Raw genomic sequence first — 12,615 nt, forward strand, 5'->3', positions numbered from 1 at the left:
TCCATGAACGTTCTGGCGCTTGATATTTATATCGGCACCTTGCGTGCCGGCCTGCTGTTCCAGTACGGCACGGGCAGTAGCGCGCTCACACGTTTCATTCCAGACGAGGTTTTTTGGTCCAACCCCGATTCGCCGGTGTTCTCCTGGGCCGCTACCGACGACGACCCGCAGCGCCGGGGGATTTTCTGGCGCAGTTATGTGAACACGCCGTTCTTCAATGCCGAAGGCGGGCGCCTGCCGGCCTTCTTCCAGAACCTGCTGCCCGAAGGGCCGCTGCGCCGCCACCTGGAGCGGTTGCGCGGTTGCGGGCCGAACGACCATTTCGACATGCTGGCCGCCTGCGGCACAGACTTGCCGGGCAATGTGTATGCTTATCCCGCGCACCTTGATGCCGATGCGCTGGCAGGGGTGGTGACGCAGCACAACGATGCGCTCGAAATGTCCGTCACGGCCGATCCCCTGCCCGACGCGACATCGCTGTCGGGCGTTCAGCCCAAGCTGGCGCTGGTGCAGCAGCCGGGCCGTTACGTGGCGCGCACCCGCGATGCGCAAGGCACTCACATCATCGCCAAGCTGCCCACGGCTGAATTTGCCCTGTTGCCCGAAGTAGAAGAGCTTTCCCTGCGGCTTGCGCGGGCAGCCGGCGTGAACGTCTGTGAGGCCTGGCTGGCGCCCATGGACGAGATCGTCGCCGAGCAACCGTTTGTGCTCGGCGAAAGCCGGCATTTTCTGGCCGTCAAGCGCTTTGACCGCGGCCCTGAAGGCCACATTCATTGCGAAGACTTTGCGCAGATCCTGCGCATCCAGCCGGAAGAAAAATACACGCATCCCGCCGCAACCTACGCCGCCATGACCCGGACTTTGCGCGAAGGCATGAGCCTGGATGCGCACCTTGGCGAGGGCGCTGCAGAAGAACTGATCCGCCGCGTGATGGTCAATGAAATGCTCGGCAACTATGACGCCCACGTCAAAAACTTTGGCGTGGTTTACCGTGACGGCCGCACGCCCGAGTTGTCTCCGGCCTACGACGTGGTGGCCTACGCGGCCTACCAGGGCGGCAGGGGCCACGCGCTGCGCTTTGTGCCCGGTGGTGAAAAGCAGGCCAGGCTGACCGCCAAAACGCTGCGCAGTTTTTGCAACGCCACGGGCATGTTTGAAACGCGCGTGCGCGGCGTGCTCAATGAAGCAGTGGGAAAAGCGTGTGAGTCATGGCCGCAGATGATTGCCGCCAGTTCGCTGCTCGAACGGCAAAAGCAGAACCTGCTCAAGCACTTTGACGCCTGCGAAGCGGTGGTCAGCTGGCGCGCCCGGCGCAGGGCAAAAAGCGCTGCGGCCGGCTAGCTGAGAAACTGGCGCGGTTCAGACTGTGGCCGGGACTTTTCCAACCAGGCTTGCAGGTCTTCCGACCCGCCGATTTTTTTCCCGCCTGCGAATACTTGTGGCGCCGTTCCCGCGCCTGCAACCGCTTGCAGCGTGCTGGTGGTGATGCCCTGGCCCAGGGTGATCTCCTCGTAGCTAAGGCCTGCTTCGTCCAGCATGGCCCGGGCTTTTGCGCAAAACGGGCAGCCCGGCTTGCTGAAGAGGGTGACGGGTTCGGGCGCTACCGCGTTCGGGGCGACGTACCTGAGCATGGTGTCGGCGTCGGACACCTCAAACGGGTCACCTTCCTTTTCAGGTTCAATGAACATTTTCTCGACCACGCCGTCCCGCACCAGCATGGAATAACGCCAGGAGCGCTTGCCGAAGCCGAGATCGCTTTTGTCGACCAGCATGCCCATACCTTTGGAGAAGTCGCCATTGCCGTCCGGGATCAGGGTGATATTGCCGGCCTCCTGCGCCTTGCCCCATTCGTTCATCACAAAGGCGTCATTGACCGAGAAGCAGACCACGTCGTCAATGCCGTTGGCCTTGAAGGTGTTGGCCAGCGCATTAAAGCGCGGCAAGTGGGTGGAAGAGCAGGTGGGCGTGTAGGCGCCGGGGAGCGAAAAAACCACGACGTTTTTTCCGGCAAACAGGTCGGTGCTTTTCACATCAACCCATTGGTCGTTCTGGCGTGTCTTGAAGGTGACGTCAGGGACGCGCTGTCCCTCGTTATTGGGGAGCATGGAAAATCCTTTGGTGGAAATAATTCGGTGCAGTGCCGCGATGGCGGTCGCAGGGAAAAAAGGCAACGCGGGCACTGCCTTGGAGTTCATTGTGGGGACGACCGCACGCCGCGAGCTGTCGGACAGCGACGACATCCGTGTAGGGCATCGTCCGCAAAGGCAGGCGACCGGCAGGCCTGCTGGCCTGATGTTTGCATGACAATACCCATTTCATGAACCCCCGGAGCCCCGCATGAACTTTGCGCCCGACCTTGCGACGGTCACCCACGGTATTCAACTGGCAGTGGCGCCGGTGTTTTTGCTCACCGCTGTTTCGGGAATGATCGCCGCCGTCGCCGGGCGGCTGGCGCGCATCATCGACCGCGCGCGTTTCCTGGAGAACCGGCTGGAGACCGGCGGCGTGGAAGAGGCCCGCGCGCACCGCATGTATGCCGAACTGCGCGAGTTGCGCCAGCGCGGCTGGCTGGTCAACATCTGCATCGCCTTTCTGACCTTTTGCGCCATGCTGATCGGCACTACCATCATCCTGCTGTTTTTGGGTGAGACGAGTGAGTTGCCGACCCTGCGCATTGCCACTGTCTGTTTTTTGTCGGGCGTGGTGTGCTTTCTTCTCGCGCTGGTTTGCTTCCTGGCTGAAACGCTGCTGGCCACACGCCTGCTCAAGTTTGCCGAGCCGAAAAAGTAGCGCGGTGGTTTGAGGCTTAATTGTTTTGCAGGTCTTAAATGCCTGCAGGCCAATTGGAACGGGCGCGAGAAGCTATGAAAAATATAGCACTCGGGTTTTTTCTCCTGTCGTAATTGTGACCGGCAGAAAACGCCAGACCTCCAGATACGTGACAACGTATGACTGTGAAACAGCTTGTTTCCTTACATCCCCATGCTGTGTTTTGCCGCCAGAATTGTGCAGCTTTGCGTGTGCCGGCATGCCCGTAAGGATGGACATGCCCGCAGAGTGCAACGCGGCGTGAAAGCCCTGTCAACGGCAACCGCAGGCCGCCGTTGAAAAAGGGACGCCGCGCACTTGCTGCCTGTGTCCGGCGAGCCCTGAACCGAAAACCACTGGAGAACCACGATGACAACAATACACACACCGAAAACAGGTTTGCGCCTGTCCAGCCGCAGCTTGGCACTTTTGATGGTAGGTGCACTGATGTGCTCCACAAGCTTTGCCGAGAAACCCGAATGGGCTGGCGGCGGCAAGAACAAGGACAAGGGCGGCAAGCACAGCCAGGTGGAGCAGTCAGACCAGGACGACCATGGCGGCAAAAAAGACAAGAAATCCAAAGGCAAGAAACACGAAGACGTCAGGGTCGGCGGCTATTTTGTTCCCGAGCAGCGTGTGGTGCTCCAGGACTACTACGGCAAACAATTCAAGTCCGGTCATTGCCCACCGGGCCTTGCCAAGAAAAACAACGGCTGCATGCCCCCGGGCCAGGCCAAAAAGTACGCCATCGGGCAACCGCTGCCTGCGGGCGTGGTGTATTACCCGGTGCCTGCATCGGTGGTGGTGCGATTGGGCCCTCCGCCCTCAGGCCACAAGTATGTGCGTGTCGCCACCGACATCCTGTTGATTGCGCTGGGTACCAGCATGGTGGTGGATGCCGTCCAGGATTTGGGCTCGCTCTAAGCCCTAAAAAGTCCTAAAGCCCTAAGGCTTTCCGGGTTTGCGGCGCATCGGCTGCTGCGGCCCCGGCTGCCACGCTTTCATGCGCTCCATGACCAGGTCGTGCAGTGCCTTCGCCGCCACTGAAAGGCTGCCTTCCTGCCGGCGCACGGCATAAATTTTTCGTGACAGGCCAGGCGTGGCCAGCGGCCGCGTCAGCAGGTTCTTTCGCTCAAAGTGAAAGAGCGTGAGCGCCGGCACCACGCTGATGCCGATGCCGGCCTCAACCATACCGGTTACTGTTGCCAGCTGGTCCACTTCCAGCACCGTATGGGTCTGCAACGGGTGCAGCGCTGCGTCCAGCGCCTGTCTCACGCTGCTATTGCGCGACATATGGATAAACGGGTAGGTCGCCAGTTTCTTCAGCGTCAATACTTTTTCTGTGGCCAGGGGATGGTCCGTGCGGCAGACCAGGTGAAAACGGTCGGTGCACAGGAGCTGCGTAGTCAGGCCCGCATGCGTGGCGCCTGTCGAGGCGAGCGCGAAGTCGGCCTTGCCGCTGCGCACCAGCTCAATGCAGGCGTCCGACAGCAGGTCACTGAGGTTGAGCTCAATGCCGGGCCAGGCCTGCCCGAACTCCGCAAAGATGGAAGGCAACCAGCCCGCCGCGAGTGAGGGCAGGGCCGCCACATGCACACGCCCCTTGCGGCGCTCGACGTGATCGCTCAGTTCACCCACCGCGGCGCTGAAGTCACCCAGCAATTGCCGCGCCGGCGCTTCAAACAATCTGCCTTCCGCTGTCAGCTGCACGCTGCGCGTGTCGCGGTCAAACAGCCGGGTGTTCAGCTCCGTTTCCAGCGTCTGGATCAGCGCGCTGAACGCAGGCTGCGACAGGTGGCAGGCGGCAGCGGCCCGGGTAAAGCTGCTCAGCTCCGCCAGCGCCAGAAAAGCCCGCAGCTGGCGCGTCGACAGGTTGGGGCTGCGTGGAGGCAGGCGGGCCGCATTTTTCGGGGTGGTGGTGGGTGCGGCCATTAATCTGATTTTCAAGTCAATCGATAGGAATTTTGCATTTTACAAATAAAAGGTGGGGGCTTAAATTCATGGCATCCACCGCTTGGCCATGATGACCTCTACCACCGCTGCTGCAGCCGCCCGTACCGCCACGCCGCCCGCCAACCTGCTGATCGGTTGCGCGGCCGGCTTTTCGGGTGACCGTGTGGACGCGGCCGGTCCGGTGGTGGACACCCTGATCGCGCGGGGCGGGCCGGCTTTTTTGATTTTCGAGACGCTGGCCGAACGCACGCTGGCGCTGGCGCAATTGCGCCGCCGCGCCGACCCCGGCGCCGGCTTTGAGCCGCTGCTGGACGACATGCTGCGTCCCGTGCTGGCGCGCTGCCTGCAGCACAACATCCGCATCGTCAGCAACTTCGGCGCGGCCAACCCGATGGGCGCGGCGCGGCATATTCAGGCCATGGCCCGGGAGCTGGGTTTGCCTGCGCCGCGTATTGCGGTGGTCGAAGGTGATGACCTCTCGGAAGAGCGGCATCGCGAGCTGCTGCGCACCCAGCTGGGCAGCGCAATGGACGGTATCCGCATGGTCAGCGCCAATGCCTACATTGGCGCTGAAGCGATTGCCGCTGCGCTGGACGCCGGCGCGCAAATCGTGGTGGCTGGCCGCGTGGCCGATCCGTCACTGGCCGTCGGGCCTGCCATGTCGCACTTTGGCTGGCATGCCGACGACTGGGACCGGCTGGCACGCGCCACCATGGCCGGCCATCTGCTGGAGTGCGGGGCGCAGGTTTGCGGCGGCTATTTCGCAGACCCCGGCTACAAGGACGTTCCCGATTTGCACGCCGTCGGCTATCCGATTGCCGAAATCAGCGCCGACGGCAACTGCATCATCGGCAAGGCCGCCAACACCGGCGGGCTGGTGAACCTTGCCAGCGTCAAGGAGCAGTTGTTGTATGAAGTGCATGACCCGGCCGCCTACCTCACGCCCGACGTGGTGGCGGACATCACCACGGCGCAGATTGAACAAGCCGGCCCCAACCGCGTGGCGCTGAGCGGTGTGCGCGGCCGTGCCCGGCCTCCCAGCCTCAAGGTCAACCTCTGCCATGAGGGCGGCTGGCTGGCCGAAGGTGAAATTTCTTACGCCGGCCCGCGCGCCGAGGCCCGCGCCCGGCTGGCGGCCGATGTGCTGCGCCGGCGCCTGCCGGCCCTGGCGCTGCGGGTAGACCTGATAGGTGCGCTCAGCGTCATGGGCGACGACGCCGGCCGCCTGCTGGCCGCAACGCCGCCCGGCGACGCGCGCGATGTACGCTTGCGCGTGGCCGCCACACACACTGACCGCCTTGAGGCCGAGCGGCTGACGCGGGAAGTCACAGCCCTGTATTGCTGCGGCCCGGCTGGCGGCGGCGGCGTGCGCACGGCCTTGACGCCAAGGCTCAACACGCTGCCCTGCCTGGTGCCCCGAGACGCTGTGAAGGTGTCGTTCAGGATGCTCGATACCGCAGCGCTGGCTACCGCAGGGGAGGCCGCATGAGCCAGGCCATGATCACGGTCCCGCTGTACCGCGCCGCGCACGGGCGAACCGGCGACAAAGGCAACCGTTCCAACATCAGCGTGATTGCCTGGCACGCTGAGCTTTATCCCGTTCTTTTGCAGCAGCTGAGCGAAGCCGCCGTGGCGCGCCACTTTGCCCACCGCAAGCCCAGCCGTGTGCAGCGGTTTGAGCTGCCTTTGCTGGGTGCCCTGAACTTTGTGCTCGACGACGTGCTCGACGGCGGCGTGAATGACGCGCTCAACCTCGACACGCACGGCAAGTCGCTTTCATTCTGGCTGCTGGATTTACCCATCGAGGTTCCTGCGGCGCTGGCGGGCCTGCTGGCCGGAGGAGACCACGCTTTTTAACGGAACCGATTCACCAGGACACCAAGACGAGATCAACAACGTCAGATAGCCCCATCACAACATCAGGAGACAACATGAAAACCGCCACTCAAAAATCCATCCACAACCGCATCCGCCCCGCCATGCTCGGCATTGCCGCGCTATGGGCCATCGCGCCCCTCGCCGTGCCCATGGCGGCTCAGGCGCAGGGCTTTCCTGAAAAGCCGATCACCTTTGTTGTGCCGTTTGCGGCCGGCAGCGCGACCGACCAGCTGGCGCGCGCCATCGGCCAGGCCGTGACCAATGACAGCAAAGTCAGCGTGGTGGTGGACAACAAGCCCGGCGCCAACAGCTTCATCGGCGCCCAGGCAGCTGCCAAGGCGAAGCCCGACGGCTACACCGTGTTCATCACCACCAATACAACGCAGTCCGCCAACGAGCACCTGTTCAAGAAACTGCCTTACGACCCGGTAAAGGACTTCGCACCGCTGACCGCGCTCGGCCGCGGCGGCCAGATCATGGTGGTCAACCCGGCACTGCCGGTCAACAGCGTGGCGGAGTTCATTGCGCTGGCCAAATCGAAACCCGGCAAGCTGTCTTTCGGCAGCGGCAGCTCGTCCAGCCGCGTGGCGGGTGAGCAGTTCAAGCAGATGACGGGCACCTACATCCTGAACATTCCGTACAAGAGCAACCCGCCCGCGGTGACGGACCTGCTGGGCGGCCAGATCGACATGATGATCACCGACATGGCGACCGGCCTGCCGCAGGTCAAGGGCGGCAAGCTCAAGGCGCTGGGTGTTTCCACCCGCCAGCGCTCGCCGCTGGCGCCCGAGGTGCCGACCATCGCCGAAGCTGGCGTCAAGGGGTATGAAATGACCTACTGGTTTGCTGCCTATGCGCCGGCCGGCACGCCCGCCGATGTGGTGGCCAAGCTCAGCGACATGCTGGCGAAGGCGGCCCGCAGCCCTTCGGCCGCGCCGTTTTACCAGTCCAGCGGCACCGAAATCTTCACCAGCAACCCGGAAGAGCTGCGCAAGTTTCAGGCGGCAGAAACGCTGAAATGGGGAAAGATCATCAAGGCCGCGGGAATCGAGCCTGAATAAGGGCTTGGGGCTGGATTTGAGCTAAATGGGTCTCCAGCCCTTTGTGAACGGGCGCGAGCAGCTATCAAATTAGTAGCTAATCAGGCTGGCCGGGCAGGCGGCGGGCGAGGCCAGGCCGATCATGTGACGAATGAAGCTGCGATGGTGGTGGATCTTCTGGCGTCATCCAGTGAATTTAAACAACGTTTAATTTTTAGAACAAGCGTTAATTTTCACCGGAAATCGCACCCTGGATAGACGGCTTTCACGCCTATATTCTGGCGATGCAAACCCGAATAGATCGCCAGCAGGTCCAAAACGATTTACGCCGAACCCTGATGCTGGACGCCGCCCGATCCGTCTTCGAACGCCTGGGCATCGACGGCGCCAGCATCCGCGAGATCGCCAAGGAGGCGGGCTACACCGCAGGGGCCATCTATTCCTATTTTGAAAACAAGGAAGCCATTTACGGCGCCTTGCTGGCCGAGTGCCTGGAGCGCCTGAATGGCGTGGTGGCGTCTGCCGGTAAGGAACGTGGCGAGCCGGCTGAGGTGCTGGAAGCCAAGGCCGGCGCCTGGTTTGGGTTTTTTGCAGCCAACCCGCGCGACCTGGATCTGGGTTTTTACCTCATGCAGGGCATGCGCCCGCGCGGCCTGGGCACCGAGCTGAACCAGCAGCTCAATGACCGCCTTCACGATGCTTTGCGGCCCTGTGAAACCGCCTTGCGGGCCATGGGTTTGAACGCCGAAGACGCATTGCGCGAAAATACGGCTTTGTTCGCGCATGGCATGGGCTTGCTGCTTCTCCAACATACCGGTCGCATCCGCATGTTCGGGCAGGACGCCACGCTGCTGTTCGATGCTTATGTGATCGGCCTGGTGGAGCGCCTGCAGCGCAGCCCGGCCTGATCTTCTTTCCAGAACGCCTCCAGAATTCCCCAGGACCCCCGATGCTGCTTGACGCCGACGACTCCCAACTTGTGCTGGTCGACTACCAGACCCTTTTGATGCCCGCCATTTTTGAAGGCAACCTCGTCATGGCCAATGCCGTCAGGCTGGCCCGCATGGCCAGGCTGATGGACGTGCCGGTGTGGGGCACAGAAGAAAACCCCGAAAGCCTGGGCGCCACAGTGCCCGAAATACAGGCGGCCATCCAGGCTGCCGGGGGCAAGACCATGGACAAGATGTTTTTCAGCGCCGTGGCCGACGGCCTGGGCGACATGCTGCGCCCGCCGGTGCGCAAGGCGCCCACAGGCGGAAACGCCCGCAGCCTGCCCAAGCACCTGCAAAAACCGGCGCCCGAGCCGGAAGAGGGTAGAAGCACCATCGTCATCGCCGGCTGCGAAGCCCACGTCTGCCTGATGCAGACGGCGCTGGACTTGCTCGAAGAAGAGTTCGAAGTCTGGGTCGTGACCGATGCCTGCAGCTCACGCACCGAGCGCAACCGCGATGCAGCGTTTGACCGCCTCGCCGGCAACGGTGCCGAACTGGTGACGACCGAGATGGTGGCCTTTGAGTGGCTGCGCACGGCGGAGCATGAGGTGTTCAGGGATGTGCTGGGGTTGGTTAAATAGAAGACGCAATAGAAGACGCTTGTGGCCGCAGCTTGCGGTCTCTCAAAACTAAAAAAATGGGAGGGGCATGTGAAGAAGCTTTATCTATTGGGCGCGGTTGCCCTATTCGCTGCCGCATGTCTTGGCGCTCCAGATGGCGCACGAGCGCATGAGAACGACAAGGTCGTCACCGTGCAGGGAAGTCCCACGGTCTACCTGGCACTGGCCGACGGACCAATCTATCCTTTCGTGAATCCGGAAACATTCCTCGGCTGCGGCTTCAAGTGGACCGATGTGGTGACGGTGCCACAGGAGTGGCTCGACTATGCGTTCAGGATCCGCATGTACCCCCTTTCGGATGTGCCGACCTGCGAGATGGTGCGCGGGCTGCGTCCCATACAGAAGGCGCCGGCCGATCGCGCGCCGGTAATGGTTGATGGCAGACCGGAGGTGTACTACGTGCTTCCGGACGGGACGAAGCACCTGATTGCCAACGCCGATGCTTTCCTCGGGTGTGGGTTCCTCTGGAGCGACGTGCAGAAGATATCGTCCAAGGAGTTGGAGGCGATGAATAACGGTATCGCGCTGCCGGACGCGACTGCGTGCCGAACGGCGCGTCGCTTGAGCTTCGCGGTAGCGACACGCGAAGGCGAAGGGGCTCCACAGGGTGTGGGAGAGTTGCTCGACAATATAGTCTCAATCCCTGGCCAGGAGGAGATTGTGTACTTCGTGACGGGCTGGGGTATCCGGTACAAGTTCTCGAATCCAGAGGCCTTTCTCGGCTGCGGTTTCCTGTCTGGCAACGTAAAGAAAGTCAGCCCGTTGCCGCTCTTCTATCTGGTCGCGGGCCCTTCACTCACCAGCGCCGCCGACTGCAAGCTGCTGCGAAACTGAGCCGATCCGAATCAAGTGAGAAAGATGGGAACCACCACCCATCAAATGAATTGCAAGCTGCATCCCGGATGATCATGATCTCTTTGTCAAAGCAGACCTGGCCGGTAGCTAGGCTTAACGATTCATTTATGCCGAAGTCGCTTCATGGTGCGCCTGCGTTCAGGCTTTAGACCTCCAATGAGAAATTACGTACTGCCGGTAGCCGCTCGGCTCCTGGCGTTTATCGTGCCGTTATTCCTTGTGTACCTGTATGCACGAAGTGCGTTCGAGTACGCGCGCACACAAGAACACCACGGAGATACTGGCCTGGGAATCGCCATTCTTCTGGGCTTCATGACCTTCGTGATGCTCGGCGCGTTCCTGATTGATCTCATCATCCAGATCCGAAAGAGACGGCCTTCCGCCTATTTGACGGACGGTTTAATCTTGCTGATGCTACTCATGCCGTTTGGCTGGTTTGCGTGCAATTGGTTCGGGCTTCATAACAGTCTTGCTTGCAGGATTCCCATGGTATTTTTCAGCCAGGTTCTAAGCTGGCTTTATCAGTGAGGCTTTTTGACCGCCTGGCTGGCGTTCGAATTTTGTCCAGTTGCAATCCATACCGGTACCCCATGAAATACCTGTTTCGCGTTTTCTGTATCTGCTTCCTTTTCCCTCTGTCGATGGCGCTGACAGCTTGTGTCACCGGCCCGGATGAAATTGTGCGGCCTGCCAGCCAGGCCGATTCGCCAAGGCTTGCGTATCCAGCACGTGCCAGGCGTCTTATGGAGGAGGGCGTTGTCAGGTTGCGAGTGGAAGTTTTGGCGAACGGCAACGCCGGCGAGGTGCGGCTCCGTCAGAGCTCGGGTTTTGCCATGCTGGATGCGGCCGCAATCGAAGGCGTGAAAAAGTTCAAGTTCAACCCTGCCAGAACAAAGTCGGGCCGTGCCGTGGACTCCTGGGTGGAACTTCCGATCAAGTACGCTCTTGAGTAGCTGGCCAAACTTAAAAGGAACCTCACTTGCCATGAACACCATTCTCGTTTCATTGTTCGAGTACAAGGCCTGGGCGAACACCGAGCTCCACGCTGTCCTCGAAAAGTTTGCTGCGCAGCAGCATTCCGGTGAGTTTCGCGCCATGCTTCACACGCTTGATCACGCCAACGTTGTGGACCGTATTTTTCAGGGCCATCTGACCGGCGCCGCCACGCAGCGCTTCAAGGCAACGCACTCTGAACCCACGCCGGGCTTGCCGGAGTTGCGGGAGATCGTGAGGTCCACAGACGACTGGTACCTGCAGTTCGTACGCGGCGTCAGCGCCGAGCGTTTGAAACATCGGGTGAATTTCACTTTCACTGATGGTGACAAAGGCGAGATGTCTTGTGAAGAGATGCTGCTCCACGTCATTACACACAGCGGCTATCACCGCGGGAGCATTGGTCAGATGCTTGAAGACTTGGGCACCGACTCTCCGCCAGACTCCCTGACAAAGTTTTTGCACAGGCATGAACCGGAGCGTCGACTCGAACCCAAGGGGTAACGAGGCGGGCGCACGGCAACGCATGCAGTGACTCCTAACCCCTCGTTCAACCCGCCTTCCGCATCGACCCGTTTTTATTTCACAGCTCATGGCAACTTTGGATACCGGCCCTTTTTTTCACGGCACCAAAGCCGAATTGCAGACAGGCGATCTGCTGACGCCAGGCTTTAAATCGAATTACGACGATAGCGTTGTGATGAACCACATCTATTTCACAGCCCTTCCCAAAGGCGCCGGGCTTGCCGCAGAAATAGCCAAGGGCAGCGGCAGGCCGCGGGTCTATATCGTTGAACCGACGGGGGAATATGAGAACGATCCCAACGTCACAGACAAGAAGTTTCCAGGCAACCCGACGCGGTCCTATCGAAGCAAGCTGCCTGTAAAAGTGATTGGCGAACTTGAAAGCTGGGAACTGTATGACTCGCAGTTCATTCAACAACTGAGAGACCGCATAGAGAATGGCATGGGCAAAATCATCAATTGATATAAATCTCCCTCTATGAAGCGAACATCCAATTGCGCCGATAGGGCGCCTAACCCCTCGCTCAAGCGCCGACCCGCTACGGCCGGCTTAGCTCAAGCGTTAACCTGCTGAAGTCATGCACACTGAAAAGCCGGAAATCCTTCCCGAGATACGCCTTTCTCGGTTCTCTGCGGTGGGGGACGGCATGCACGTCGAAGTTTCAGCACCGGTGGAGGCTGTTGACACCGCTGGTCCAATCCTGACTTTCCGGGAGGATGAGCGGTTGGGAAAGCAGGTGGTGCTGCACTTCCCTGATCGAGACATTGTGTTTCCACTCTCCGAGCTTCAGCGAGCCATCACCTATGCCGAAGCAGAGGTGCACAAAGAGTCGTTCTATGACTAGCGTTTTTTTGGACGCCTGCATAGCGTCCAGCGGCCTGGTAGTTTGGTTAACACGGATGCCCACGGGAACTCGCTCCCTGGGGTCGCACCTTTCCGCGGTCGTCAAT

Annotated in this window: 16 protein-coding genes; 14 read left to right on the plus strand and 2 right to left on the minus strand. The window is 60.8% G+C overall.

Annotated features, from left to right (window positions below; genetic code table 11):
• Positions 1-3: 3 nt before the first annotated feature.
• A complete protein-coding gene (locus AC1DYQ_RS03905; protein WP_477685651.1) occupies positions 4-1,341 on the plus strand; it encodes a type II toxin-antitoxin system HipA family toxin in 1,338 nt (445 codons plus the stop codon).
• Here AC1DYQ_RS03905 and AC1DYQ_RS03910 read toward each other — a convergent pair.
• A complete protein-coding gene (locus tag AC1DYQ_RS03910; protein ID WP_477685652.1) occupies positions 1,338-2,105 on the minus strand; it encodes a glutathione peroxidase in 768 nt (255 codons plus the stop codon). The two genes, AC1DYQ_RS03905 and AC1DYQ_RS03910, sit on opposite strands and share 4 nt — an antisense overlap.
• 232 nt (positions 2,106-2,337) lie before the next feature.
• On the opposite strand from AC1DYQ_RS03910, the gene AC1DYQ_RS03915 reads away from it, so the two are divergent.
• Both AC1DYQ_RS03915 and AC1DYQ_RS03920 read left to right on the plus strand, forming a co-directional pair.
• The gene (locus AC1DYQ_RS03915; protein WP_457280618.1) at positions 2,338-2,790 is read left to right on the plus strand and encodes a DUF2721 domain-containing protein; all 453 of its coding nucleotides are present in this window, start codon (positions 2,338-2,340) and stop codon (positions 2,788-2,790) included.
• A 387-nt stretch (positions 2,791-3,177) separates the two neighbouring features.
• Positions 3,178-3,732, plus strand: coding sequence for a hypothetical protein (locus tag AC1DYQ_RS03920; protein ID WP_477685653.1), 555 nt, complete (start codon positions 3,178-3,180; stop codon positions 3,730-3,732).
• Positions 3,733-3,753: 21 nt separating this feature from the next.
• Here AC1DYQ_RS03920 and AC1DYQ_RS03925 read toward each other — a convergent pair whose 3' ends face one another.
• On the minus strand, positions 3,754-4,701 hold the full coding sequence (locus tag AC1DYQ_RS03925) for a LysR family transcriptional regulator (RefSeq protein ID WP_477685861.1): 948 nt from the start codon (positions 4,699-4,701) through the stop codon (positions 3,754-3,756).
• A 130-nt stretch (positions 4,702-4,831) separates the two neighbouring features.
• Here AC1DYQ_RS03925 and AC1DYQ_RS03930 point away from each other — a divergent pair, with 130 nt between their 5' ends.
• From AC1DYQ_RS03930 to AC1DYQ_RS03980, 11 genes are all read left to right on the plus strand, one after another.
• Positions 4,832-6,250, plus strand: a complete 1,419-nt coding sequence (locus AC1DYQ_RS03930) for an acyclic terpene utilization AtuA family protein (protein ID WP_477685862.1) — start codon at positions 4,832-4,834, stop codon at positions 6,248-6,250.
• On the plus strand, positions 6,247-6,618 hold the full coding sequence (locus tag AC1DYQ_RS03935) for an AtuA-related protein (RefSeq protein ID WP_477685654.1): 372 nt from the start codon (positions 6,247-6,249) through the stop codon (positions 6,616-6,618). Before AC1DYQ_RS03930 ends, AC1DYQ_RS03935 begins: the two co-directional genes overlap by 4 nt.
• 74 nt (positions 6,619-6,692) lie before the next feature.
• Complete coding sequence (locus tag AC1DYQ_RS03940) at positions 6,693-7,700, plus strand: Bug family tripartite tricarboxylate transporter substrate binding protein (protein WP_477685655.1); 1,008 nt, start codon at positions 6,693-6,695, stop codon at positions 7,698-7,700.
• A 263-nt stretch (positions 7,701-7,963) separates the two neighbouring features.
• Positions 7,964-8,587, plus strand: coding sequence for a TetR/AcrR family transcriptional regulator (locus AC1DYQ_RS03945; RefSeq protein WP_477685656.1), 624 nt, complete (start codon positions 7,964-7,966; stop codon positions 8,585-8,587).
• 41 nt (positions 8,588-8,628) lie between these two features.
• On the plus strand, positions 8,629-9,252 hold the full coding sequence (locus AC1DYQ_RS03950; protein ID WP_477685657.1) for an isochorismatase family protein: 624 nt from the start codon (positions 8,629-8,631) through the stop codon (positions 9,250-9,252).
• Between the two features lie 69 nt (positions 9,253-9,321).
• Positions 9,322-10,125, plus strand: a complete 804-nt coding sequence (locus AC1DYQ_RS03955; protein WP_477685658.1) for a hypothetical protein — start codon at positions 9,322-9,324, stop codon at positions 10,123-10,125.
• Positions 10,126-10,302: 177 nt separating this feature from the next.
• The gene (locus tag AC1DYQ_RS03960) at positions 10,303-10,674 is read left to right on the plus strand and encodes a hypothetical protein (protein WP_477685659.1); all 372 of its coding nucleotides are present in this window, start codon (positions 10,303-10,305) and stop codon (positions 10,672-10,674) included.
• A 62-nt stretch (positions 10,675-10,736) separates the two neighbouring features.
• Positions 10,737-11,099 (plus strand): energy transducer TonB, encoded by a 363-nt coding sequence (locus AC1DYQ_RS03965; RefSeq protein ID WP_477685660.1) that lies wholly within the window; start codon positions 10,737-10,739, stop codon positions 11,097-11,099.
• A 31-nt stretch (positions 11,100-11,130) separates the two neighbouring features.
• The gene (locus tag AC1DYQ_RS03970; RefSeq protein WP_477685661.1) at positions 11,131-11,643 is read left to right on the plus strand and encodes a DinB family protein; all 513 of its coding nucleotides are present in this window, start codon (positions 11,131-11,133) and stop codon (positions 11,641-11,643) included.
• A gap of 88 nt (positions 11,644-11,731) precedes the next feature.
• A complete protein-coding gene (arr, locus tag AC1DYQ_RS03975; RefSeq protein WP_477685662.1) occupies positions 11,732-12,127 on the plus strand; it encodes an NAD(+)--rifampin ADP-ribosyltransferase in 396 nt (131 codons plus the stop codon).
• 115 nt (positions 12,128-12,242) lie between these two features.
• Complete coding sequence (locus AC1DYQ_RS03980; protein ID WP_477685663.1) at positions 12,243-12,509, plus strand: hypothetical protein; 267 nt, start codon at positions 12,243-12,245, stop codon at positions 12,507-12,509.
• Positions 12,510-12,615: the final 106 nt, after the last annotated feature.

The sequence above is a fragment of the Polaromonas sp. P1_F4 genome (genome assembly GCF_056405675.1).